At 70.7% G+C, this 21862-nt stretch carries 29 protein-coding genes; 14 read left to right on the plus strand and 15 right to left on the minus strand.

Translation table 11 applies throughout. The features are described 5' to 3' along the window. Positions 1–2 precede the first annotated feature (2 nt). The 5 genes from AB0M59_RS36225 to AB0M59_RS36245 form a co-directional block, all read right to left on the minus strand. A complete protein-coding gene (locus tag AB0M59_RS36225) occupies positions 3–1109 on the minus strand; it encodes an acyl-CoA dehydrogenase family protein (protein WP_364624445.1) in 1107 nt (368 codons plus the stop codon). Positions 1110–1165: 56 nt separating this feature from the next. Then, a complete protein-coding gene (gene yhjD, locus AB0M59_RS36230; protein ID WP_364624447.1) occupies positions 1166–2179 on the minus strand; it encodes an inner membrane protein YhjD in 1014 nt (337 codons plus the stop codon). Between the two features lie 45 nt (positions 2180–2224). Further along, entirely contained in the window at positions 2225–2728 is a 504-nt protein-coding gene (locus tag AB0M59_RS36235) for an AAA family ATPase (RefSeq protein WP_364624449.1), read from the minus strand. Beyond that, the gene (gene trpS, locus AB0M59_RS36240) at positions 2725–3759 is read right to left on the minus strand and encodes a tryptophan--tRNA ligase (RefSeq protein WP_364624451.1); all 1035 of its coding nucleotides are present in this window, start codon (positions 3757–3759) and stop codon (positions 2725–2727) included. The genes AB0M59_RS36235 and trpS overlap by 4 nt, the downstream gene beginning before the upstream one ends. Positions 3760–3998: 239 nt before the next feature. Continuing rightward, the gene (locus tag AB0M59_RS36245) at positions 3999–4349 is read right to left on the minus strand and encodes a hypothetical protein (RefSeq protein ID WP_364624453.1); all 351 of its coding nucleotides are present in this window, start codon (positions 4347–4349) and stop codon (positions 3999–4001) included. A gap of 453 nt (positions 4350–4802) precedes the next feature. Here AB0M59_RS36245 and AB0M59_RS36250 point away from each other — a divergent pair, with 453 nt between their 5' ends. After that, complete coding sequence (locus tag AB0M59_RS36250) at positions 4803–5531, plus strand: chitinase (RefSeq protein ID WP_364624455.1); 729 nt, start codon at positions 4803–4805, stop codon at positions 5529–5531. A 57-nt stretch (positions 5532–5588) separates the two neighbouring features. Here AB0M59_RS36250 and AB0M59_RS36255 read toward each other — a convergent pair whose 3' ends face one another. Continuing rightward, entirely contained in the window at positions 5589–6089 is a 501-nt protein-coding gene (locus tag AB0M59_RS36255; protein ID WP_364624457.1) for a MarR family transcriptional regulator, read from the minus strand. An 82-nt stretch (positions 6090–6171) separates the two neighbouring features. On the opposite strand from AB0M59_RS36255, the gene AB0M59_RS36260 reads away from it, so the two are divergent. Then, a complete protein-coding gene (locus AB0M59_RS36260) occupies positions 6172–6645 on the plus strand; it encodes a cupin domain-containing protein (RefSeq protein ID WP_364624459.1) in 474 nt (157 codons plus the stop codon). Here the strand turns inward: AB0M59_RS36260 and AB0M59_RS36265 are convergent. Continuing rightward, positions 6642–7448, minus strand: a complete 807-nt coding sequence (locus AB0M59_RS36265) for an exodeoxyribonuclease III (protein WP_364624460.1) — start codon at positions 7446–7448, stop codon at positions 6642–6644. The two genes, AB0M59_RS36260 and AB0M59_RS36265, sit on opposite strands and share 4 nt — an antisense overlap. A gap of 52 nt (positions 7449–7500) precedes the next feature. Here AB0M59_RS36265 and AB0M59_RS36270 point away from each other — a divergent pair, with 52 nt between their 5' ends. From AB0M59_RS36270 to AB0M59_RS36280, 3 genes are all read left to right on the plus strand, one after another. After that, positions 7501–8238 (plus strand): MBL fold metallo-hydrolase, encoded by a 738-nt coding sequence (locus tag AB0M59_RS36270; protein ID WP_364624461.1) that lies wholly within the window; start codon positions 7501–7503, stop codon positions 8236–8238. 642 nt (positions 8239–8880) lie between these two features. Continuing rightward, positions 8881–9456 carry a TetR/AcrR family transcriptional regulator gene (locus AB0M59_RS36275; RefSeq protein WP_364624462.1) on the plus strand — a complete coding sequence of 192 codons (576 nt, stop codon included), beginning with the start codon at positions 8881–8883 and terminating at the stop codon, positions 9454–9456. Between the two features lie 79 nt (positions 9457–9535). Beyond that, positions 9536–10084 carry a permease gene (locus AB0M59_RS36280; protein WP_364624464.1) on the plus strand — a complete coding sequence of 183 codons (549 nt, stop codon included), beginning with the start codon at positions 9536–9538 and terminating at the stop codon, positions 10082–10084. Between the two features lie 4 nt (positions 10085–10088). On the opposite strand, the gene AB0M59_RS36285 is transcribed toward AB0M59_RS36280, so the two are convergent. Next, positions 10089–10385, minus strand: a complete 297-nt coding sequence (locus AB0M59_RS36285) for an SH3 domain-containing protein (protein ID WP_364624466.1) — start codon at positions 10383–10385, stop codon at positions 10089–10091. A 180-nt stretch (positions 10386–10565) separates the two neighbouring features. Beyond that, positions 10566–11789 (minus strand): NADP-dependent isocitrate dehydrogenase, encoded by a 1224-nt coding sequence (locus AB0M59_RS36290; RefSeq protein ID WP_364624468.1) that lies wholly within the window; start codon positions 11787–11789, stop codon positions 10566–10568. A gap of 256 nt (positions 11790–12045) precedes the next feature. Here AB0M59_RS36290 and AB0M59_RS36295 point away from each other — a divergent pair, with 256 nt between their 5' ends. From AB0M59_RS36295 to AB0M59_RS36310, 4 genes are read left to right on the plus strand one after another with little or no spacing between them, the layout of a single operon-like run. Further along, a complete protein-coding gene (locus AB0M59_RS36295) occupies positions 12046–12564 on the plus strand; it encodes a hypothetical protein (protein ID WP_364624470.1) in 519 nt (172 codons plus the stop codon). Positions 12565–12589: 25 nt separating this feature from the next. After that, a complete protein-coding gene (locus AB0M59_RS36300; protein ID WP_364624472.1) occupies positions 12590–12970 on the plus strand; it encodes a DUF2203 domain-containing protein in 381 nt (126 codons plus the stop codon). A gap of 9 nt (positions 12971–12979) precedes the next feature. Beyond that, positions 12980–13597, plus strand: coding sequence for a class I SAM-dependent methyltransferase (locus AB0M59_RS36305; protein ID WP_364624474.1), 618 nt, complete (start codon positions 12980–12982; stop codon positions 13595–13597). Continuing rightward, positions 13594–14271: a hypothetical protein gene (locus AB0M59_RS36310; protein WP_364624475.1), complete on the plus strand. Its 678-nt coding sequence runs from the start codon at positions 13594–13596 to the stop codon at positions 14269–14271. Before AB0M59_RS36305 ends, AB0M59_RS36310 begins: the two co-directional genes overlap by 4 nt. Here the strand turns inward: AB0M59_RS36310 and AB0M59_RS36315 are convergent. Then, positions 14261–14749, minus strand: coding sequence for a hypothetical protein (locus tag AB0M59_RS36315; RefSeq protein ID WP_364624476.1), 489 nt, complete (start codon positions 14747–14749; stop codon positions 14261–14263). The two genes, AB0M59_RS36310 and AB0M59_RS36315, sit on opposite strands and share 11 nt — an antisense overlap. A gap of 76 nt (positions 14750–14825) precedes the next feature. Further along, positions 14826–15239, minus strand: coding sequence for a DUF2000 domain-containing protein (locus AB0M59_RS36320; RefSeq protein WP_364624477.1), 414 nt, complete (start codon positions 15237–15239; stop codon positions 14826–14828). Between the two features lie 49 nt (positions 15240–15288). Between AB0M59_RS36320 and AB0M59_RS36325 the strand changes: the two genes are divergently transcribed. Continuing rightward, complete coding sequence (locus AB0M59_RS36325; RefSeq protein ID WP_364624479.1) at positions 15289–16068, plus strand: AraC family transcriptional regulator; 780 nt, start codon at positions 15289–15291, stop codon at positions 16066–16068. 24 nt (positions 16069–16092) lie between these two features. Then, positions 16093–16674 (plus strand): HhH-GPD-type base excision DNA repair protein, encoded by a 582-nt coding sequence (locus AB0M59_RS36330; RefSeq protein ID WP_364624481.1) that lies wholly within the window; start codon positions 16093–16095, stop codon positions 16672–16674. A 25-nt stretch (positions 16675–16699) separates the two neighbouring features. On the opposite strand, the gene AB0M59_RS36335 is transcribed toward AB0M59_RS36330, so the two are convergent. Continuing rightward, on the minus strand, positions 16700–17134 hold the full coding sequence (locus AB0M59_RS36335) for a TrmH family RNA methyltransferase (protein WP_364624483.1): 435 nt from the start codon (positions 17132–17134) through the stop codon (positions 16700–16702). Positions 17135–17329: 195 nt separating this feature from the next. Between AB0M59_RS36335 and AB0M59_RS36340 the strand changes: the two genes are divergently transcribed. Continuing rightward, entirely contained in the window at positions 17330–17518 is a 189-nt protein-coding gene (locus AB0M59_RS36340) for a DUF1918 domain-containing protein (RefSeq protein WP_364624485.1), read from the plus strand. Here AB0M59_RS36340 and AB0M59_RS36345 read toward each other — a convergent pair. Continuing rightward, entirely contained in the window at positions 17515–18693 is a 1179-nt protein-coding gene (locus tag AB0M59_RS36345; protein WP_364624487.1) for an MFS transporter, read from the minus strand. The genes AB0M59_RS36340 and AB0M59_RS36345 overlap by 4 nt on opposite strands. A 108-nt stretch (positions 18694–18801) precedes the next feature. On the opposite strand from AB0M59_RS36345, the gene AB0M59_RS36350 reads away from it, so the two are divergent. Then, positions 18802–19125 carry a metalloregulator ArsR/SmtB family transcription factor gene (locus AB0M59_RS36350; protein WP_364624489.1) on the plus strand — a complete coding sequence of 108 codons (324 nt, stop codon included), beginning with the start codon at positions 18802–18804 and terminating at the stop codon, positions 19123–19125. Positions 19126–19322: 197 nt separating this feature from the next. Then, positions 19323–20504: an MFS transporter gene (locus tag AB0M59_RS36355; RefSeq protein WP_364624491.1), complete on the plus strand. Its 1182-nt coding sequence runs from the start codon at positions 19323–19325 to the stop codon at positions 20502–20504. A 48-nt stretch (positions 20505–20552) separates the two neighbouring features. Here the strand turns inward: AB0M59_RS36355 and AB0M59_RS36360 are convergent, their stop codons facing one another. Next, positions 20553–20876 carry a DUF3017 domain-containing protein gene (locus AB0M59_RS36360; RefSeq protein ID WP_364624493.1) on the minus strand — a complete coding sequence of 108 codons (324 nt, stop codon included), beginning with the start codon at positions 20874–20876 and terminating at the stop codon, positions 20553–20555. After that, positions 20876–21739: a bifunctional methylenetetrahydrofolate dehydrogenase/methenyltetrahydrofolate cyclohydrolase gene (locus tag AB0M59_RS36365; RefSeq protein ID WP_364624495.1), complete on the minus strand. Its 864-nt coding sequence runs from the start codon at positions 21737–21739 to the stop codon at positions 20876–20878. Before AB0M59_RS36365 ends, AB0M59_RS36360 begins: the two co-directional genes overlap by 1 nt. Positions 21740–21862: the final 123 nt, after the last annotated feature.

The following is a 21862-nucleotide window of genomic DNA, read 5'->3' on the forward strand; positions in this document are numbered from 1 at the left end:
CCTCAGAGCTGTTCGGTGCGGGCGGGGACGCCCAGCAGCAGCTTGCCGGACAGCTCGAAGCTGGCCGGGTTGACCTGGAAGTGGGCGGTCGCCGTGTGGGCGTCGCGGAAGCGGCGCTGCAACGGCGAAGTCTCGTAGATCGCCGCGCCGCCGCCCAGGTCGTACATGCTTTCGGCGACCTTCGCGGCGGTGCGCGTGACGTGCGTGGCAGCCAGACGCAGGCCCAGCTTGAGCGCGTCCGGCACCGGTTCGGTGCCCTGTGCGGCCTGCCACGCGTCGTCGATGCTCGTGTAGAAGAGCAGTCGCGCCGCGCGCAGGGCGGCTTCGGCCTCCGCGACGGCGGCCTGGGTCTGCGACCGTTCGGCCAGCGATCGGCTCGAGCCGAGGGGCTTGCGCGTCGAGGCGAGCTCGACCAGGTCGTCGATCGCGCCGCGCGCGTTGCCCAGCGCGGCCGCCGCGACCGACAGCGCGAAGTAGCCGAAGAGCGGGAATCGGTGCAGCGCGACGGCTTCCGCGGGCGGGCCGCCCATCACGGAGAAGACGCGGTGCTCGGGGACGAACAGCTCGTCGGCCACGCAGTCGTGGCTGCCGGTGCCGCGCAGGCCGTTCGTGTGCCAGGTGTCGAGCACTTCGATCTCGGCCTTCGGCAACGCGGCGACGTACAACGCCTTCTCGTGCACGAACCCGGCGAAAAGCCAGTCGCAGTGCGGGATGCCGCTGCAGAACGCCCAGCGACCGGACACGATGTAGCCGCCATCCACGCGCTGTCCCGTCCCGCGCGGCGCCCAGACTCCCGCGGCGACCGTCCGAGGGTCACCGAAGACCTCTTCAGCGCACTTTCGCGGGGCGTAGGCGGAGAGCAGGCTGCTCGTCACGGCGATCGAAACGCACCAGCCGGCCGAGGCGTCGCCGCGCGCGACCGTCTCCGCCGTCTCGAGGCTGACGGCGGGCGGCGCTTCGGGTCCGCCCAGGTAGCCGGGGACGCCACTGCGCAGGAGCTGGGCGTCGGTCAGCTTGGCGACGAGCTCCGCGGGCAACGCGCGGCGTTGCTCGGTGACGGGTGCGAGCGTCCGGGCGAGGGCGGCACACTCGCGGGCGGCGTCCAGCATGAAACCTCCGGTTCAGATTTCTTACCGGTTCAGTTTCTTTACCGACCCGCTCGCTGTCAAGGCTTGCGGCGGCCACCCAGCCACGCGAGCAGCGCGCCGGCGCTGAACGCTCCCGCGACGGCGCCGAGCCCCGGCCCGCGCTGCACGGTGACGCTCTGCTCGAGCCGCACCGGCGGCGGGGGCACGACGACGGTGCGCTGGTTCTCCTTCGCCGTCGCGGTCCACGCCGTGATGAGCAGCAGGAAGCGTGAGACGAGGTTCGCGAACACGAGCAGCCCGATGACCGGCCCGAACAGCGCGGCCGACGGCGACTTCGTGACGCTGGCCAGGTAGATCGAGCCGACCTGCTGCAGGATGACGAACCCGACGGCGGCGACCGCGGCGCCCTTGACGGCGCTGCGAAGCTCGACCCGTTCGCGTGGCAGCCGGGCGATCACCCAGAGGAAGACGAGCGTGTTGGCGAGCAGGCCGAGCACGATCGTCGCCGCCCGCAGCAGGTAGATCGCCCAGGTTTGGTGTTCGAGCCCGACGAGTTCGAGCAGGAACTGCCCGACACCACCGCCGACCGCGGTCAGCGCGAAGGAGACGATCAGCGCGACCCCGAGGCCGATGAGCGCGACGAAGTCCTTGAGCGTCTGCTTGACGACCGGCTGCGCCTGCTTCTCCTGGCCCCACTGCGCGGTGAGCGCGTCACGGAGGTTCGACATCCAGCCGATGCCGGAGTAGAGCGCGATGAGCAGGCCGAAGATCCCGATGCCGCCGCCGGAGTCCAGCGCGCCCTTGACGATGCCGTTCACGAGGTCCTTCAGGCCCTCGGGCACGGAGCTGTTGATGCCGTCGGTGATCTTCGTGATGATCGTCTGGTCGTGGTTGACGACCAGCCCGACCACGGCGAACGCGACCATGAACAGCGGGAAGACGGACAGCACGCTGAAGTAGGTGATCGCGGCGGCGTAGTGGTTGCCGTACCGCTCGGTGAAGGCCTCGTTCGCCCGGATCAGGTGATCGAGCCACGGGTACTTCCGCCGCAGCCGCGGCAGGAGCTTTTCCTTCTCTTCTTCGTTCGCCACTGTGAAACGCTAACCACGCCCGGTGACTCCCGCAACGCGAGCGGCCTACGTGAGGGATGCGAGGAGAGCCGGGTAGGCATCCTCGTCGCGCAGGATCGACGCTCGCGGCCGCGTCGCGGCGTAGGCGGCCACGCGCTCGTAGGCCGCCGCCAGGTCTTCCTCCGTGAGCGGCTCCGCCGTCTCGATCTCCGACGAACAGCGCCCGGCGAAGCGCCGGCGAGTCTCCGCGAGGCCGGGCAGGAGCGCGATCTCGTGGAAGCTGGCGCCGGTCTCGGCGGCCAGCGCTTCGAGCCGCTCGGCGAAGCCCGGACGGGCGAGCAGCTGCGGCACCACGACGTCGTGGCCCGCGCTCAGGTGCGTGCGCGCCGCCGCCACCGCGATGTCGCGTGCGAGCAGACCGGCTTCACCGGCGTTCTCCCGCCGGCCGCCGATCATGGCGCGGACGCGGTCGACGTCCAGTGCGAGCGCCGGCGGATGGGCGTCGGCGTAGCGCCGGGCGAGCGTCGACTTGCCGCTGCCCGGCGGGCCGTTCAGCAGGATCAGTTTCACCGTACCGGCGGGAGGAATCCGATCCGCTGGTACGTCTTGGCCAGCGTCTTCGACGCCACGTCGCGCGCCCGCTCCGCCCCCGCCGCCAGGACCTTGTCCAGCTCCGCCACATCGTCCAAATAGGACTTCGCGCGCTCCTGGATCGGCGTCACCCACTCGACGAACACCTCGCCGAGGTCCTTCTTCAGGTCGCCGTAGCCCTTGCCCTCGTACGCCGCTTCGAGGTCCGCGATCGACCGGTCGGTCAGCGCTGAGTAGATGGACAGCAGGTTCGAGACGCCCGCTTTGTTCTCGGTGTCGAACTTGACCTCGCGGCCGGTGTCGGTGACCGCCGAGCGGATCTTCTTCGCCGAGCGCTTCGGGTCCTCGAGCAGTTCCACGATCCCGTTGGCGCTGGAGGCCGACTTGCTCATCTTGGCCGTCGGGTCTTGGAGGTCGTAGATCTTCGCGGTGTCCTTGATGATGTACGGCTCGGGCACGACGAACGTCTTGCCCAGCCGGTTGTTGAAGCGCTGCGCGAGGTCGCGCGTCAGCTCCAGGTGCTGGCGCTGGTCCTCGCCGACCGGGACCGCGTCGGCCTGGTAGAGCAGGATGTCCGCGGCCTGCAGGATCGGGTAGGTGAACAGGCCGACGCTGGAGCGGTCGGAGCCCTGCTTCGCGGACTTGTCCTTGAACTGCGTCATCCGGCCGGCCTCGCCGAACCCGGTCTGGCACTCCATGACCCAGCTCAGCTGGGCGTGCTCCGGGACGTGGCTCTGCACGAACAGGGCACTGCGCCGCGGGTCGATGCCGATGGCGAGCAACTGGGCGGCCGAGACGCGGGTGCGCTGGCGCAGCACCTTCGGGTCCTGCTCGACGGTGATGGCGTGCAGGTCGACCACGCAGTAGAACGGCTCGTGCGTGTCCTGCAGCCGCACCCACTGGCGCAGCGCGCCGAGGTAGTTGCCGAGGTGGAACGAGTCGGCGGTCGGCTGGATCCCGGACAGGACCCGCGGACGGCGTTCGGCTGCGACGGTCTGCTCTTCGGACACGTGAGGATTCTTCCAGGCCGGGCCGCGCGGCGGGTGCCGAGGGGGCCCAAGCTGGGGATTCTTCCAAGACGGGACGCGATGAACGGCGCCGACGAGGACGCCGCACCGGGAGGGTCTCGCCAGCCGCGACGCGCGGATGGGCAACTCACGTGACCGGGAGGTCGACTCGCGTGATCAGGAGGGTCGACACGGTGTGGGCCCCAGGCCGGCGCCGCGTCGCGGCAGAGGCGCGAGCGGGCTCAGGCGTGCGGGCGCTGCGTGAGGAACGGGCGGGTCGGCGTGGCGTCGGGCTCGCCGAGGACCGCTTCGGCCATGGCCGTCACCGGGCCCGGAGCTTCCGGAACCGCCGGGGCGGCCTCGGCGATGCGGGCCTTCCGGCGCTGGCGCAGCACACCCAGCGTCATGCCGACGATGCCGAGCGCGACCGCGACCAGCCCGACCGGGCCGAGCACGCCGAAGCTCTCCGCGCCCGAGTCCGCCTGCGCGGTCACGACGTCGGCGAACGCGTTCCCGCCGCCGGCCAGCACCAAGGCGGCCGGGACGAGCGCGACCACCGCGGCCGCGCGGAATCCGCGCAGCGTGGACCGCATCAGGCTTTGACCTGGGTTGCGCACCGGAGTGCCTCCCGCGAGTGACGAGCGAAACGCTCACCCATCCGAGTGAGACGCTGCGTGCTGCTGGTCAAAAAACTACCGAGTGTGTCAAGACCCTGGGGTACTGACTGACTCGGCGGCCGAGACTAGCCCCCAACCAGGAACACGATCCGGGCACCCCCAAGGTTCACGCCGCCACCCGAGTGGGTGTTGCGGAAGGCGGAACGCTCCTACACAAAGTAGAGAATGACCGAGGGTTGTCCACTGACCCTCACTCGTTCGTCGCAATCCGGGCTCACCCTCTGCCATTCGCCGCAGTCCCCGCTGCTCCGATCGCGCAGTCTTATTCGGAAAACTATTAGCACGAAAGTGATTGGTCTATACCTCTTGGTGTAACCCATTCGGCTCGGTCGGACCGCGCACGACCGGCGTGATCAAGAGGAGTCCCGAATGACGATTACCCGGTTCTTGAAGCGCACCGGCGTGGCGGTGAGCGCGCTCGCCGCGGCGGCCGCCGCCGTCGTGCTCCCGGCCACCACCGCGTCCGCCGCGCCGGACGCCTCCTTCATCGTCAGCGAGGCCCAGTTCAACCAGATCTTCCCGAGCCGCAACAGCTTCTACACCTACAGCGGCCTGACCGACGCGCTGTCGGCCTACCCCGGCTTCGCCAACACCGGCGACGACACGGTGAAGAAGCAGGAAGCGGCGGCGTTCCTGGCGAACGTCAACCACGAGACCGGCGGCCTCGTCTACGTCGTCGAGCAGAACACCGCGAACTACCCGCACTACTGCGACGCCAGCCAGTCGTACGGCTGTCCCGCCGGCCAGGCCGCCTACTACGGCCGCGGCCCGATCCAGCTGAGCTGGAACTTCAACTACAAGGCCGCCGGCGACGCGCTGGGCATCGACCTGCTCGGCAATCCGTACCAGGTCGAGCAGAACGCGGCCGTCGCGTGGAAGACCGGGCTCTGGTACTGGAACACCCAGACCGGGCCGGGCACGATGACGCCGCACGACGCGATGGTCAACCAGCGCGGGTTCGGCGAGACCATCCGCAGCATCAACGGCTCGATCGAGTGCAACGGCGGCAACCCGGCGCAGGTGCAGAGCCGGATCGACAAGTACACCCAGATCACCGGGATCCTCGGGGTTCCGACGGGCAGCAACCTGTCCTGCTGAGCCGGGCGCGGCGAGAAGGGCCTTCCCGGCACACCGCTGGGGAGGCCCTTTTCGGTGTCAGGGCCGGGGATCCAGGTGGTCCAGGAGCTTGCGCAGGACGTCGTCGAGCAGGCCGAGCTCCTTTCCGGACAGTCCCGACAGCAGCTCGGAGACGTTCGCGGTGTGCTCGGTCATCGCGGCGTCAACGGCGTCGAAACCCTTGTCCGTCAAGCGGATCCGGAAGCTGCGGCGGTCGTTCGGGTCCAGCGCGCGCTCGACGAACCCGGCCTTCTCCAGCCGGTCGAGGCGGCTCGTCATGCCCGCGCGGGACATCATCAGCGTCGCGGACAGCTCGGACGGGATCAGCGTGTAGGGCGGCCCGGACCGGCGCAGCGCCGCCAGGACGTCGAACTCCCCGCGCTGCAGGCCGAACTTGCCGAACACGCGTTCCTGGGCCGGGCCCAGCACGAGCGCGAGCCGGCCCATCCGGCCGGCCACGCCGATCGCGGTCAGGTCGAGGTCGGGGCGTTCGCGGTGCCAGGCCGACACGACGGCGTCGACGGCGTCTTCGTCACTCACCCTGCCCACTCTATTCGACGCCAACACTATTCGTTGCCCGATAGTTTGACAGCGAACTATCAGTCGTGGAACCATCTCTCGCATGACGACATTGCTGGTACGCCACGACGAAGCCGAGCAGCTCGGCTCGACCCCCGACACGATGACCCTGCTCGCGGACGTCTCCCAGACCGGCGGGCACCTGAGCACGAACCGCGCGTCGCTGGGCCGCGGGCGCGACGGCGCGACGCCGCACTTCCACACCTCGTCGGCCGAGATGTTCTTCATGCTGGACGGGGAGCTGGAGGTCCTGAACGGCGAAGACGTCGTGACGGTGCGGACCGGCGACATGCTGTTCGTGCCGCCGCACACGAACCACGCCTTCGGCGCGACTTCGCGGTCGGGCGCGGACGTGCTGATCGTGTTCACACCCGGCGTCGAGCGCTTCGAATACTTCCGGATGATCGACCGGATCCGGCGGGGCGAGGCGTCGCCGGCGGAGATCCTGGCGTCACAGGACCGGTTCGACAACCACTTCGTGGACAGCGCGACCTGGCGCGCGGCCCGCGCGGCCTAGATGTCGTAGGTGGCGGTGACCGGCGCGTGGTCGGACCAGCGCTGGTCGTAGGCGGCGGCGCGCTCGACGACGACGTCGACGACCTTCTCCGCGAGGCCCGGGGTCGCGAGCTGGCAGTCGATGCGCCAGCCGGAGTCGTTGTCGAAGGCCTGGCCGCGGTAGGACCACCAGGTGTAGGGGCCGGGGCCTTCGGGGTCGAGGCGGCGCTGGACGTCAGCGTAGCCGGCCTCGGTGTAGACGCGGCCGAGCCAGGCGCGTTCCTCGGGGAGGAAGCCGGAGTTCTTGCGGTTGCCGCGCCAGTTCTTGAGGTCGACGGTGTCGTAGGCGATGTTCCAGTCCCCCACGACGACGACCTCGCGCCCGGCCGCGGCGGCCTTGGCGCGGAGCTCGACGAGGTAGGGCAGGAACGCGGCCATGAAGCGCTCTTTTTCGTCCTGGCGCTCGGTGCCGACGTCCCCGCTGGGGAGGTAGAGGCTCGCGACCACGACGTTCGTCAGGTGGACTTCGAGGTAGCGGCCGCTGTCCTCGAACTCGGGCTCACCGAAGCCGATCCGGACCTCTTCGGGCTCGGCGCGGCTGTAGACGGCGACGCCGTTGCGCCCCTTGACGGCGGCGGCGGCGTGCACCGCGAACCAGCCTTCGGGTTCGACGACCTCGGCGGGAAGCTGCTCCGCCGTGGCGCGCACCTCCTGGCAGCAGACGACGTCGGCCTTCGTGGCGGCGAGCCACTCGACGAAGCCTTTTTTGGCGGCGGCGCGGAGGCCGTTGACGTTCACGGTGGAGACGGTCAGCACGGACCGCACGCTACCGGCTCACGTACCCCGGATCGGTGGCCGCTCTGCCAGACTGCCGGGCATGGGTGAGCTGACGGTGCTGGGCAGCTGCGGCGCGTATCCGGAGCCCGGGCGAGCGTGCGCGGGATTCTTGTTGTCGCACAAAGGTTTCCGCGTCGTCCTCGACCTCGGGTACGGCGCTGCGTCACGCCTGTTCGCGCACGGGCTGCCCGACGCCGTGGTGGTGACGCACGAGCACCCCGACCACTGCGCGGACGTGAGCGCGCTCGGGCGGGCTTGGTACTACACGGCCGAGACGGGTGGTGGGTCGCCGCGGTTGCCGTTGCACTGCACGCCCGGCACGGTCCGGCGCCTGGAGGCGATGGAGCCGCGGCCGCACCCGGCGGAGCTGTTCGAGGTGCACGACCTCGGCGCACCGGCCGACGTCGGACCGTTCCGGCTCACGACGTACCCGCTGCCGCACTACCTGCCGAACTTCGGCGTGCGGCTGACGGCACCCGGGCTCACGGTGGCGTACACCGGGGACACGGGACCGTCGCCGGCGTTGGCCGAGCTGGGGCGCGACGCGGACCTGTTCATCTGCGACGCCACCCTCCGCACCCCACCGGCCGAGGGAGAGCCCCGGTTTCTGATGACCGCGGCGGAGGCGGGCCACTGGGCCGAGCGAGCCGGAGCGCGCCGGCTCATGCTGACCCACTTCTGGCCCGGCACCGACCGCGCGGCGGCTGCCGCTGAGGCGCGTGCAGAGTTCGGCGGTGAGGTGCTGGTCGCGGAAGAGGACCTGACCATCGTGCTCTGACGGCCGCCCAGGCTCGGCTCGCCGGCTCGGCACTCAGACTTGGCCCACCTAGCTCAGCTTCACTCGGCTCGGCTCGGCTCGGCTCGGCTCGGCTCGGCTCGGCTCGGCTCGGACACGTTCGCTTACGCAGCCAGCCCTCTCCGCGCAGCTGGACGAAAGCGCACTCCGAACCGCCTCCGCCGTGCGCCAACGAGAGCTCACCGCGCTCCGGCGTCATCCGGAGAAGCCTCGGCTTCGCTCGGCCACTGCCGCCGGGCGCCGCCGCGTAGCTGTACAGCTTCGCCCGACCGAGCGCAGCGGCTGCGCCGCCGCACGTTCGCCGTCTCAGCGGGTCCGGAGGAATCTCGCCCCCGCGCTCCGACCCCCGTCCGAGCGCGGTCCCCAGGCGTCCTCACCCCGGCCCGCCGAGCCGCCGCACACCCTCGGCGCCCCACGCCCGCGGAACTCCCCCTGGAGACCCCGCGGACACCGCCTCGAGCCGTGCCGCATTCAGTTGTCGTCCGTCCCCGGGACGTCGCCTCCCCTCCGCTCACCTGCGAACTTCGACCTGATCACTTCTAGCACCCACCACCGACAAAAACCGCGCCTTGACGCCTCAAGCTAAGACCATTAGCTTTAAAGCTATGCCAAGTAGCCGAACCGATGTCCCCTAGAGCAGGACTGACCACCGAAGCGGTGGTCGACCTGGCCCTCAAGATCGTCGACGAAGCCGGCGCCGAAGCCCTGACCCTCGCGAAGGTCGCCGACCGAGCGAACGTCGCCGCGCCCTCGCTCTACAAGCACGTCAAAAACCTCGCCGGCCTGCGCAGGCTCATCGACCTCAGAGTCGTCCAGGAGATGGCCGACGCACTGAGGACCGCCGCCACCGGACGCGAGGGCGCGGGCGCCGTCGAAGCGCTCGCCGACGCCTACCGCGCCTACCTGCGGCGCCATCCCCACCGCACCAACGCCCTGGCGACCGCGCCCGACGAAGCGGACACCGAGCTGAGCCGGGCCACCCACGCCGTCGCCGAGGTCGTCTTCGCCGTGCTCAGGCCGTTCGGCTTCGACCACGTCCAGGCCGTCCACGCCACCCGGTGCATCCGCGCCGCCGCGCACGGGTTCGCCGGACTCGAAGCGTCCGGTGGCTTCGGGCGCCCCGAAGACGTCGACCAGAGCTTCGAAGTCCTCAAATCCATGCTCGTCCAAGGCCTCACGAACTACGCGGAGAAACCATGAGCTTCATCCTCGCCGTCCTCCTCTTCACCGTCGGGCTCGGCGTGCTCGACGCCCGCTTCCCCTGGACGGAGGCCCGCAGATGATCGCCGGGCACTTCGGGCTCGCGGCCGCCGTCAAGGCGGGCCGGCCGGCCATTCCCGTCTGGACGCTCATGCTCGCCACCGCCTGGCTCGACGTCGTCTTCGTGCCGCTCTACCTCAGCGGCATCGAAACGGTCGACGGCGAGGGCTACGGCGGCGGCGTCATCCACGCCGACTACACGCACTCGCTCGTCGGCGCGCTTGTCCTCGCCGCCCTCTTCGGCCTGGTCGCGAGCCACTGGTTCGGCCGCGAAACCGGCCTCATCTTGAGCGGCGTCGTCTTCTCGCACTGGCTGCTCGACCTCGTCGTGCACCACGCCGACCTGCCGATCCTGCCCGGCAACGCCGGAGATCTGCCCACGTTCGGCTTCGGGCTCTGGCGGCTGCCCGCCGTCTCGGCCGTCGTCGAGCTGCTGATGCTGGCGATCGGCATCGGCCTCTACTGGCGCGCCGCCGCGAAGCGCGACCCGAAGCGCGCCCGCACTCTGGGCCTGTCGGCCGCGGCCTTCGGCGTCATCACGCTCGCGGCCGACCTGCTCGGCGTGTGAGGACTCAGCAGGCGGACCCGGCAACCGGCTCGGTGAACGCGGCGGCCACCCACTTGTCGTCGGCCACCTTCCGGAAGCCGTTCTGCACGCCCGGCAGCGCGTCGAACTGGGCGTCGCGCAGGTACTTGCCGACGACCTTCGCGTTGCCGTCGGCCGTTTCGCGGGCGTTGAGCACGTCCGCGGTCACGGTGACCTTGCAGCCGGTGGCCGAAGCTCCCGAGGCCTGCTTGTCCGTGTTCATCACGTAAACGACGATGACCAGGACGATGGCGCCCAAGATGATCAGAGTCTTCTTCGACATGCCTTCCTCCAACCGCGAGCCCGTCCCCCGCCAAGGGTAGGCAATCCTTTACCCAGACCAACAGCGCCGGACGCAGCAACCACCCGGAGGCGCCAGTCCGCATCACCTTCCGGTGACACACCGTGCACAAAAGAAGCCCCCTTCCCGGCGAACCGGGAAGGGGGCTTCGAAAAAAGCGGCTCAGCCCTGGGCGATCTTCTTCGCCAGGTTGTCGTCCAGCGTCGCGAGGAACTCCTCGGTCGTCTGGAACGGCTGCTCCTTGCTGATGAGCAGCGCCAGGTCCTTCGTCATCTGACCGCTCTCGACGGTCTCGACGACGACCTCTTCGAGCTTGTTCGCGAAGCCGATCAGCTCCTGGTTGCCGTCCAGCTTGCCGCGGTGCTCGAGGCCGCGGGTCCAGGCGTAGATCGACGCGATCGGGTTCGTCGACGTCGGCTTGCCCTGTTGGTGCTGGCGGTAGTGCCGGGTGACCGTGCCGTGCGCGGCCTCGGCCTCGACGGTCCGGCCGTCCGGCGTGCGCAGCACCGACGTCATCAGGCCGAGCGAGCCGAAGCCCTGCGCGACCGTGTCGGACTGGACGTCACCGTCGTAGTTCTTGCACGCCCAGACGTAGCCGCCCTCCCACTTCATCGCCGCCGCGACCATGTCGTCGATCAGGCGGTGCTCGTAGGAGATGCCCTTGGCGTCGAAGTCGGCCTTGAACTCGGCCTGGAAGATCTCCTCGAACACGTCCTTGAACTGGCCGTCGTAGGCCTTGAGGATGGTGTTCTTGGTGGAGAGGTAGACCGGCAGGCCGCGGTCGAGGCCGTACTGCAGCGAGGCGCGCGCGAAGTCCTCGATGGACTTCTTGAAGTTGTACATCCCCATGGCGACGCCGCCGCCCTCGGGGAACTTCGCGACCTCGAACTCCATCGGCTCGGAGCCGTCGTCCGGGGTGTAGCTGACGGTCAGCGTGCCCGGGCCGGGGACCTTGAAGTTGGTCGCCTTGTACTGGTCACCGTGGGCGTGACGGCCGATGATGATCGGCTTCGTCCACGTCGGCACCAGGCGCGGGATGTTCTGGATGACGATCGGCTCGCGGAAGATCACGCCACCGAGGATGTTGCGGATCGTCCCGTTCGGGGACAGCCACATCTTCTTGAGGCCGAACTCTTCGACGCGCGCCTCGTCCGGGGTGATCGTGGCGCACTTGACGCCGACGCCGTGCTTCTTGATCGCGTTCGCGGAGTCGACCGTGACCTGGTCGTCGGTGCGGTCCCGCTCCTCGATGCCCAGGTCGTAGTAGTCCAGGTTCACGTCCAGGTACGGGTGGATCAGCTTGTCCTTGATGAACTGCCAGATAATGCGGGTCATCTCATCGCCGTCGAGTTCGACGACGGTGCCCTGGACCTTGATCTTGGCCATGAGCAGCGGTGCTCCTTCCGCGGATCTTCGCGTTCTTCGATACGTCTCGCCGGTAGCGGTACAAGCGTACTGCTTGACCGAGCTGGATGGTTCCAGTAGTGGCCGGTATCAAGTCTCCCCCCGCCGTTTGTGGCGAGGCTCACGGGGCGGGAACCGCCGGTCAGCCGATCCGACCGCTCGCCGAGCGAGCGTCGCGCCGGCGGGTGAACCAAGGCACGATGCCATCCGTGAACTCATCATGCGGGAGGTGACGGCCATGTCGACCCATCGGTACGCCGAGTACGAAGACGATTACGAGGACTACGAAGACCCCGAAAACACCGCTGACGTGCTCGACGAGCGGCCGCGCCGCGGCGTCGCCCACTTGGTCAGCGCGCTGGGCGGGCTGCTGCTCACGCCGGTCGCGCTGGGCCTGCTGAGCTGGGGCGGGCTGCGCCAGCAGCAGCTGATCCAGGCGACGCTGAGCACCAACCGCGACTCGCTGGGCATCGCGTTGCTGGCCGGCGGGGCGATCCTGCTGCTGGTCGTCGCGTCGCTCGGCGCGCTGTCGGCGGTCGGCCCGATCCTGGGCGGGCTGATCTACGGCGTGCTGCCCGGCGTCGCGGCGATGGCCGTGCCCGACTGGGGCTTCCGGCTGGTGAACCTGATGCCGAAGAGCGACATCGCGTACGGCGTCATGGACTTCCTGTTCATCGGCGGCCTGCTCGGCGTGGGTTTCCTGCTGGTCGGCAGCGGGCTGGCCAACGCGCTGGTGCGGCGGCGCCGGGAGGCCTGAACCGCGCCGGTGGGATCATCGGCCGATGGGTTTGTTCACCGTCGCCGAAGCCCGCGACGAACTGGCGAAGCTGCGGCCGGTCCTCGACGAACTGGTGCGCGTCCGGGCCGACGCGGCCGAGCTCGCGGCGTCGCTGCGCCCCGGCGGGCGGGCCACCGAGCTCGGCGGGCTGCCCGAGTGGAAGGCCGCGCAGGCCCGGCTCGACGACCTGATGACGACGGTCCAGCACACCGGCGCCGAGCTCAGGGGGTTCGCGCCGCTGCTGGTGGATTTCCCGGCCGAGCTCGACGGCACCGACGTGCTGCTGTGCTGGCTCGAGGGTGATCACGAGCTGGGCTGGTACCACCGCATCGACCTGGGCTTCGCGGGGCGCCGGCCGCTGAAAATCGCTGGTCCGCCGGACTAGGTTGGGTCCGTGGACGACGCATCGCGGGCTGCCCTCTTCGACGGCACGGCCGAGCACTACGACGAAGACACCTTCCACGCCCAGGTGGCGGACGCGCTGGTCGCGCCGCTGCCTTCCGGGCCGGCGCTCGTGCTGGACGTCGCCACGGGGACGGGCTTCGCGGCGTACGCGGCGTTGCGGCTGAAGCCGGGACGCGTGCTGGCTGTCGACCTTTCGCCGGCGATGGTCGAGCAGGCTTCGGCGAAGGCCGCTTCGTCGGACCCGGCAGGGTTGATCACGTGGCAGGTCGGACCGGCGGTGCCGATGCCGGCCGACGACGGGTCGGCCGACGTGGTCCTGTGCGCGTCCTCGCTGCACTTCCTGGGGGCGGTCGCGTTCGCCGACTGGCTGCGGGTGCTCCGGCCCGGCGGGCGGCTGGCGTTTTCGGTGGTGTCGGGGACGCGGTTCAAGCCGTCGGGGCCGTTCGCGCCGTTCGTGCCGCCGGACTTGTCGTTCCCGCTCGACGAGGGCGGAGCCGCGGCGCTGGCGTCGGCGGCGGGGTTCGTGGACGCCGCGGCGCGGACGTTCACGGTCGACGACGGGGACCGGGTGCGGAGCGTCTTCCTGGTGCACGCGACGGCCCCGTGAACCTGGAGCGCTTTGCCGACGGCCACCTGACGCGGGTCACCACGGACGGCAGCCGGGTTTCGCTGCGCCTGGAGGCGTACGCGGAGTACCGGCGGGTGCCGGGTGAGGTCTCCGTCGTCGAGGTCTTCGAGCTGTCGGCCGATCCCGCCGACCTCGAAATGGCGGAGCCACCGAGCGCGGATCACACGGTGGAAGAACCGTCGTGGTCGGAGCGCGACGGCCTCGGCACGATCGAGTTCTTCGCGCCCCTGCGGATCCGGGTGACGGCGGCCGCATTCGAGCTGACCCTGCTACGGACCGAGCGGCGGCCGGTGCTGCCCGCACCCTCCGCAAACGCTTGCACCTTCGACCTCGCCGAGATCCCGACGCTCGGTCCCGACGTGGTCTGGCGCACCTACGGCGGCGACGCGGGCACGCCCGCCGATCCCGACGGCTGGTTTCTCCAGCGCCGGGACCGGCTGACGACCTCTCGCACCGGGGTCTTCTGCGCGACCGGCGCGAACCGCGTCACCTTCGAGCGCCACGACGCCGACGACGAGCTTTGGCGCGCTGTGCAACTGCTCGGCGAACACGCGAGCCAGGTGCGATCAGGGAACTGCGTGTTCCGGCCCGCCGACTGGGTCGCCTGGGTGACTGACGGGACGCTGCCGCCGGTGGAGCGGCTCAGGCCGTGAAGTGGACCTCGCCGCGGGTGGCCGGGCCGTCCGGAGAGTCGCAGTGCTGGACGAAGGTGACGTCCACGCCGGTCGCGTCGAGGCGGTCGATCGTGAAGTCCGCGTACGGGTCGCCGCAGCCGAAGTTTCCGCTGACCACGAAGATCCCCGGGGTCGTCGGCGCCGGGTCGCTCTGGCCGCGGAACCGCGCGCCGGTGTACGTGCCGGGGTGCAGGGTCTCCCCCGCCGGGGCGCTCAGCTCGACGCGCAGGTCCTTCAGCCCCGACTGGACGTCGATCTTCAGCACGCCGTTGTACTCCCAGACGGCGATTTCGTCGCCCGGCGCCGCGTAGTGGGCGCTGCCCTGCAGCGGCCGAGCGCCGTCTTCCGAGGTGTAGTCGACCGTCCGCACCGGGTCCGCCGACGCGACCGGCACGAGCGCCAAGCCCAGCCCGGCCGCCGCCGACAGGACCACGCAGGCGCGACGAAGTGAATTCACGGAACCTCCCCATCCCGAGGCCGCCTGGTGCGGCATCACGATCATGCTGCCGCGCGGAGGGAGCGGGGGATAGGTCTCAACGGTGCAATGAAGCGCCCTTGAGGATCTTGTCCACCGCGTTCTTCGGGCCGTGCACCGCCAGCCCGGCCAGCGCCAGCTTCTCCCCCGGCACCGCGCGGACCGCCGCCCGGTTGTCCACGTCGTTGCCGGTGTGGAACAGCTCGTCGGTGAAGATCGAGATCCGGAGGCCGCGGCCGAGCGCGCGGGTGTGCGCCGCCGTCAGGACGTCTCCCGTGCCCGAGAAGACCAGCACCGGCTGGCCGAACATCGGCAGGTACTCCGTGCCGTCGGCATCCTCGTAAGGGGCGCCCATCAGCTCCGGCGTCACGTGGGCGATTCCGCTCACCAGGAACGCGGTGACGTTGAGCCGCTGCCAGGACGCCAGGTCGTCGCGCAGCAGGACGGCGATCTTCGTGTCGAAGGAACTCATGCGGAAAGACTCGCCCGCCGGCCACGCCCGCGTCTTGTACGTTCTTGACATGGAGGCGCGCGTCTCGGCTTGGCGGCCGGCGGTCCCGGGGATCGCCGAGGTCTTCCACGCGCGCTTCATCACGCACGCCTACCCGCTGCACACGCACGACACGTGGACGCTGCTGATCGTCGACGACGGCGTCATCCGCTACGACCTCGACCGCCACCACCACGGCGCCCTCGGGCCGGCCGTGACGCTGCTGCCGCCGAACGTCGCGCACGACGGGCGCGCCGCGACCAGCCACGGCTTCCGCAAGCGTGTGCTCTACCTGGAGACGTCGGTGCTGGGCGAGGACCTCGTGGGCGCGGCGGTCGACCAGCCGAGCGTCGCGGACGGGCTGCTGCGCACGCGGATCCACCAGCTGCACGCGTCGCTGGCCGAGCCGGGCGACGCGCTCGAGGCGGAAAGCCGGCTCGCACTGGTCGCCGAGCGGCTGCGCGTCCACCTCGGACGGCCGGAGACCCACGCGCCGAAGCGCGGCCTCGCGGACGACCTGCGGGACCTCCTCGACGCGAAGCTGCCCGAAGCGCTGACGCTGGCCGAAGCCGGCGAGACGCTCGGCGCGCACCCGGCGCACCTCGTCCGCTGCTTCGGGGCGCGGTTCGGCCTGCCGCCGCACCGCTACCTGACCGGCCGCCGCGTCGACCAGGCGCGCCGGCTGCTGCTCGACGGTTCGCCGGCCGCGGAGGTCGCCGCCGTCGCCGGGTTCACCGACCAGGCCCACCTGACGCGGCACTTCAAGCGGTACCTGGGCACGACGCCGTCGCGCTACTCGAGAACTCGATGAGCCCCGTTGTGTCAAGATGACCGCATGCTGCGCGAACTGCACCTGACCGGCGACCCGGCCGCCGACAAGCTGCTCAACGACGACCCGTTCGCCCTGCTCGTCGGCATGCTCCTCGACCAGCAGTACCCGATGGAGCACGCGTTCGCCGGTCCGCGGAAGATCGCCGATCGCATGGACGGCTTCGCTCTCGCGAAGATCGCCGCGACCGACGTCGAGGAGTTCGTCGAGATGTGCGTGGTGCCGCCGGCCATCCACCGCTACGGCGGCTCGATGGCCCGCCGCGTCCACGCGCTCGCGGAGCACATCATCGAGAACTACGACGGCCGGACCGAGGGGCTCTGGCTCGACGGCCGCCCGAAGCCCGACGGCCCGGAAGTCCTCAAGCGGCTGCGGGCGTTGCCCGGGTTCGGCGAGCAGAAGGCGAAGATCTTCCTGGCCCTGCTGGGCAAGCAGCGCGGCGTCCAGCCGAAGGGCTGGCGCGAGGCGGCCGGAGCGTACGGCGACCGCGGCTCGCGCCGGTCGATCGCCGACGTCACGAGCGCCGAGACGCTGGCCCAGGTCCGCGCGTTCAAGAAGGCCGCCAAGGCGGCGGCCGCGTCGAGCTAAGGCACCGTCCACTCAGGACCGAGTCTCACAGCAGGCCGGCGAGTTTGTACAGGACCAGGCTCCCCGCCACCGCGACGTTGAGACTCGCGCCGGTGCCCACCATCGGGATTTCGACGACGGTGTCGAGAAAGTCGAGGGCTTCCGGCGGGATCCCCGTCTGCTCGTGGCCGAGCACGGCGATCGTGCGGCCGCGGGCGGCCGGGAGGTCTCCCAGCCGCACCGCTTCCTCCGCCAGCTCGACGCCGACCACCCGCGTGCCGACCGCCCGTTCGCGGGCCAGCCAGCCCGGCGGGTCGTGCACCCAGTGGACGCATGCCGGGCGCCGCAACGTGTTTCCGCGCCGTAGCGCCTCGGGCACCCAGGGGAAGCGCGGCACCGCGAGGCACGCGCCCACCGCGTCACAAGTCCGTAAGAGCGTGCCGAGGTTCGCGCCGTGCAACGGCCAGAGGGGGGCGGCCACCAGGTGGACCCAACAGGGATGTGCCTTGGTCCGCCGGGACTTCCGCAGCTCGCGGGGCGTACGGACCCGGATCGCGGGGCTCACCGGCGCCGAGGCGCGGCGCCTCCGATTTCGTCGTTCACGCCCCGATTCTAACCCGTTCGCCGGGACCGCGGAACCATCCGCGCTCCTACCCTGGACACGGAGGCGATGGTCATGCACGCAGGAGTGGGAGACGAAATCCAGGTACACGGCCGTACCGTCGGGTCGGCCGAACAGCGCGGCGAGATCCTCGAAGTCCGCGGGCCCGACGGCGCCCCGCCCTACCTGGTGCGGTTCGCCGACGGGCACGAGGCGCTCGTCTACCCCGGGCCCGACTGCGAGGTCCAGGCCCACCACGGCTAGCCCACCGCGACTTCTTCCCGCGGCGCGCGGACGCGGCCCCACGCCGTGCCGACGAGCACCAGCGCGACCAGGGTCAGCGCCGCCGCGACCTCGGGCAGCACCAGCGGTCCGCCGGACGTCAGCACCGCGCCCCCGACCACACCGGACAGCCCGACGCCGAGGTAGATCGCCGACGCGTTGAGCGAGAGCACCAGACCCGCGTGGCCCGGGGCCAGCTCGATCAGCCGGTGCTGCACCGGCGGGCTGAACGACCACGTCGCCAGGCCCCAGACGAACAGCGCGACGCCCGCCGCGACCGGCGTCGTCGCCGCGATCGGCAGCAGCGCCATGACGACGGTGATCGCGGCCGTCACGACGAGCAGCGGCGCGCGCGAACCCCAGCGATCGGCCGCCCGGCCGCCCGCGAAGTTGCCCACCGCGCCGCCGACGCCGTAGCAGAACAACAAGACCGTGACGGCCGTCCCGTGGAGGCCGGCGGTCGCGGCCAGCAGCGGGGACACGAACGTGTAGACCATGAACGCGGCGAGGCATCCGAGCACCGTCACGGCCAGCATGACGAGCACCCGCGGGTCGCGGCCCGCGGCGAACCGCTCGGCCAGGCTCACCCGCGGTGGCGCGGCGACCGACGGCAGCGCCGCCCGCACGGCCAGCGCGCTCGCCAGCGAGAACGCGGCGACCAGCGCGAACGCCGTGCGGTAGCCGAGGTGCTGCGAGATCAGGCTGCCCAGTGGCACGCCGAAGATGAGCGCGACGGTCAGGCCGCCGAACACCAGCGCGATCGCGCGACCGCGGCGGTCGGGGCTGCTCAGCTCGGCCGCGACGGCACTGGCCGCCGGGGTGAACACCGCGGCGCCGATCGCGGTCACCACCCGGGCCAGCAGGAGCGTGCCGTAGCCGGGCGCGAGCGCGGCGAACAGGTTGCCGGCGGCGGTGACGACCAACGCGGCGACCAGCAGCGTCCGGCGCTCCCAGGTGCCGGTGACGGCGGCGAAGAGCGGCGAGCCGATCGCGTACGCGATGGCGAAGGCCGTGACGAGCTGCGCCGCGGCGGTGGCCGAGACGTGCAGCTCGCCGGTCAGCGCCGGCAGCAGCCCGGCGACGATGTAGCCGCTGGTCCCGACGCCGAACGCGCCGAAGGCCAGCACCGAAATCCTCGAGGACGAGGGTGTGGACATGGGTGGGTCCCCCAAGCGAGCGGGTGATTGGTTCGACGAACGTCGTAGTTCGACAACTACCGTACTACGCGGGTCCGACAATTTCGATCGGCGTCGTACAATGGACTCATGGCCAAGACCGTCACGCTGCCGCCGATCGTCCACCCGACGCTGGACGAGATCACCGTCGAAGGTGTGCTCCGCGCCCTCGCCGACCCGGTGCGCCTGGGAATCGTGCGCCAGCTCGCGGCCGCGGACCACGAGATCGCGTGCGGCGGGCTGACCGTGCCGGTGACCAAGTCCACAATCACCCACCACCTGAGCATCCTGCGCCAGGCCGGCGTCGTCGCCGGCCGCCAGGAGGGGACGACCCGGTTCAACTCGTTGCGCCGCAACGACCTCGACACCCTGTTCCCGGGCCTGCTGGCCGGCGTTCTGGCCGCTCCGCGCTGATCACGGCGTTACGGTGTGGATCGTCACCCGGATACCGGGATGACAACCACCCCTCCCGTCGGTTGGACTGGCGTAGGCAGCTCACGGCGCTGGGGCCATGCGGCTGCCTTTTCCTTTGAAACTTCACTGAACCGATCCAGTGATCCCGACCACGAGATCGGCCAAGTAATCGATTTCTCAACCCTGGAAGGAGTGCCGTGCCCGTCGCGCTGCTCGCGCTCGCCATCGGAGCTTTCGGCATCGGAACCACCGAGTTCGTCATGATGGGCGTGCTGCCCCAGGCGGCCGCCGACTTCGGCGTCGACATCCCGACCGCCGGCTACCTCATCACCGCCTACGCCCTCGGCGTCGTCGTCGGCGCCCCCCTGCTCACCGCGGTCGCCGTCCGGCTGCCGCGCAAGACCATGCTGCTGGCCATGATGGGCCTGTTCACCCTGGGCAACGCCCTCTTCGCGCTCTCCCCGAACCAGGAGTTCGGCGTCGCGTTCCGGTTCCTGGCCGGGCTGCCCCACGGCGCGTTCTTCGGCGCCGGCGCGGTCGTCGCCTCCAGCCTCGTCGGCCCCGGCCAGCGCGCGAAGGCCGTGTCGATGATGTTCCTCGGGCTGACCCTGGCCAACGTCATCGGCGTGCCGCTGGGCACGCTGCTGGGCCAGGAGGTCGGCTGGCGCGCCACCTTCGGCGTCGTCGCCGTGATCGGCCTGGTCGCCGCCGCGGCCATCGGGAAGCTGGTGCCCCACCAGGGCCGGCCCGCGGAGGCCTCGCTGCGCAGCGAACTCGGCGCGTTCAAGCGGCCGCAGGTGCACCTCGCGCTGGCGATCGTCACGTTCGGGCTCGGCGGCGTCTTCGCCTGCCTGTCCTACATCACGCCGATGCTGACCGACGTCGCCGGCTACTCGCCGTCGAACGTCACCCTGCTGCTGTCGCTGGCCGGGGTCGGCATGACGATCGGCAACCTGCTCGGCGGCCGCCTGGCCGACCGCGCGCTGATGCCGGGCCTGTACGCCGCGCTGCTGTCGCTGGCCTGCGTGCTCGGGATCTTCACGATCACCGCGCAGGGCAAGGTCGGCGCGGCGATCACGATCTTCTTCGTCGGCGTCGCCGGGTTCATGATCGGCCCGATGATGCAGGCGCGGATCATGGAGAAGGCGGGCGGCACTCCGTCCCTGGTGTCGGCCGCCGTCCAGTCCGCGTTCAACATCGCCAACTCGATCGGCGCCTACCTCGGCGGCCTGGTCATCGCGGGCGGCCTCGGCCTGGTCGCCCCCAACTGGGTCGGCGCGCTCCTGGCGGTCTTCGGGCTGACGCTCGCGATCGTCTCGGGCACCTTGGACCGCCGTGAAGCCCGCGCCGAACGACGCGAGCTCGCGATGGCGTCCTAAGAGGCCTCGAAAAGCGCCACTTCCCCCGAAAGTGGCGCTTTTCGGCGTTCAGGAGGAGCTGAACGGGCCGCCGATGATCGTCAGGGCCACGTAGAGCACGGCGGCCGCGAGCCCGGCGTAGGTCACGATGTCGACGACCTTGCCGCGGATCGCGAGCAGCCCGGCCCGCTCCGTCGGCAGCACCGCCCGCAGCACCCCGGCGAGGAGGAGCGCGGCGCCGATCAGCGCCGCGCCCTCCCGCCAGTGGTACTGGACGATCCGCAGGGCGGCGACGGCCACGACCAGCAGCACCACCGCCAGCGGGAGCTGGGTGAAGCGGGACTGCCGGTGCCGGCGGTCGTGGACGTCCCGCCGGTCCTCGGTCATGGTCATCAGCCCTGGAGACCCTGGATCGAGCGCTCCGCCGCCTCGACGACGTTGCTCACGAGCATCGCCCGGGTCATCGGCCCCACCCCGCCGGGGTTCGGCGAGATCCAGCCGGCCACCTCGGCCACGTCCGGGTGAACATCGCCGGTGAGCTTGCCGTCCACGTGGGACACGCCGACGTCGAGCACCGCGGCACCCGGGGCGACCATGTCCGGCGTGATGATCCCCGGTACGCCGGCCGCGGCGACCACGATGTCCGCCCGGCGGACCTCGGCGGCGAGGTCGCGGGTGCCGGTGTGGCACAGGGTCACGGTGGCGTTCTCGCTGCGGCGGGTCAGCAGCAGGCCCAGCGTCCGGCCGACGGTGATGCCGCGGCCGACCACGGTGACGCGGGCGCCGTTCAGCTCGACGCCGTGGCGCTTGAGCAGCTCGACGATCCCGTACGGCGTGCAGGGCAGCGCTCCCTGCTTGCCCAGCACCAGGCGGCCCAGGCTGATCGGGGCGAGGCCGTCGGCGTCCTTCTCCGGGTCGATGCGCTCGAGGACGCGGTTCGCGTCGAGGTGCTTCGGCAGCGGCAGCTGGACGAGGTAGCCGTGGCACGCCGGGTCGGCGTTCAGCTCGTCGATGACGGCTTCGAGCTTCTCCTGGGAGATGTCGGCCGGCAGGTCGCGGCGGATCGAGTTGATCCCGATCTTGCCGCTGTCGGCGTGCTTCATCCGCACGTAGGAGTGCGACCCCGGGTCGTCGCCGACCAGGACGGTGCCCAGGCCCGGCGTCACCCCCTTCGCGGCCAGCGCCGCGACGCGCGGTTCGAGCTCCGCGAAAATGGCGTTTTTGGTGGCTTTGCCGTCGAGAATCTTCGCCGTCACGGGGCCCATTCTGGCAAAGCGGCCCCCGCGCGTCGCTTCCAGGCGCGGGTGGTCGCAGCCCGTAGAGTGATCGTCACCCCCACACGGTCCACTCGCGACGCTGCCCGCGATCAAGCTGTGATC

This window comes from Amycolatopsis sp. NPDC051371 (assembly GCF_040682155.1).
Taxonomy (GTDB): Bacteria; Actinomycetota; Actinomycetes; order Mycobacteriales; family Pseudonocardiaceae; genus Amycolatopsis.

Coding starts and splice junctions, on each gene's coding strand:
- AB0M59_RS36250 (WP_364624455.1), top strand. CDS start 4,803: ATGACGATTACCCGGTTCTTGAAGCGCACCGGCGTGGCGGTGAGCGCG.
- AB0M59_RS36360 (WP_364624493.1), bottom strand. CDS start 20,876: ATGACCATGACCGAGGACCGGCGGGACGTCCACGACCGCCGGCACCGG.
- AB0M59_RS36345 (WP_364624487.1), bottom strand. CDS start 18,693: ATGTCCACACCCTCGTCCTCGAGGATTTCGGTGCTGGCCTTCGGCGCG.
- AB0M59_RS36260 (WP_364624459.1), top strand. CDS start 6,172: ATGACGACATTGCTGGTACGCCACGACGAAGCCGAGCAGCTCGGCTCG.
- AB0M59_RS36280 (WP_364624464.1), top strand. CDS start 9,536: ATGATCGCCGGGCACTTCGGGCTCGCGGCCGCCGTCAAGGCGGGCCGG.
- AB0M59_RS36275 (WP_364624462.1), top strand. CDS start 8,881: ATGTCCCCTAGAGCAGGACTGACCACCGAAGCGGTGGTCGACCTGGCC.
- AB0M59_RS36270 (WP_364624461.1), top strand. CDS start 7,501: ATGGGTGAGCTGACGGTGCTGGGCAGCTGCGGCGCGTATCCGGAGCCC.
- AB0M59_RS36350 (WP_364624489.1), top strand. CDS start 18,802: ATGGCCAAGACCGTCACGCTGCCGCCGATCGTCCACCCGACGCTGGAC.
- AB0M59_RS36290 (WP_364624468.1), bottom strand. CDS start 11,789: ATGGCCAAGATCAAGGTCCAGGGCACCGTCGTCGAACTCGACGGCGAT.
- AB0M59_RS36245 (WP_364624453.1), bottom strand. CDS start 4,349: ATGCGGTCCACGCTGCGCGGATTCCGCGCGGCCGCGGTGGTCGCGCTC.
- AB0M59_RS36285 (WP_364624466.1), bottom strand. CDS start 10,385: ATGTCGAAGAAGACTCTGATCATCTTGGGCGCCATCGTCCTGGTCATC.
- AB0M59_RS36325 (WP_364624479.1), top strand. CDS start 15,289: ATGGAGGCGCGCGTCTCGGCTTGGCGGCCGGCGGTCCCGGGGATCGCC.
- AB0M59_RS36330 (WP_364624481.1), top strand. CDS start 16,093: ATGCTGCGCGAACTGCACCTGACCGGCGACCCGGCCGCCGACAAGCTG.
- AB0M59_RS36300 (WP_364624472.1), top strand. CDS start 12,590: ATGGGTTTGTTCACCGTCGCCGAAGCCCGCGACGAACTGGCGAAGCTG.
- AB0M59_RS36340 (WP_364624485.1), top strand. CDS start 17,330: ATGCACGCAGGAGTGGGAGACGAAATCCAGGTACACGGCCGTACCGTC.
- AB0M59_RS36320 (WP_364624477.1), bottom strand. CDS start 15,239: ATGAGTTCCTTCGACACGAAGATCGCCGTCCTGCTGCGCGACGACCTG.
- AB0M59_RS36295 (WP_364624470.1), top strand. CDS start 12,046: ATGTCGACCCATCGGTACGCCGAGTACGAAGACGATTACGAGGACTAC.
- AB0M59_RS36225 (WP_364624445.1), bottom strand. CDS start 1,109: ATGCTGGACGCCGCCCGCGAGTGTGCCGCCCTCGCCCGGACGCTCGCA.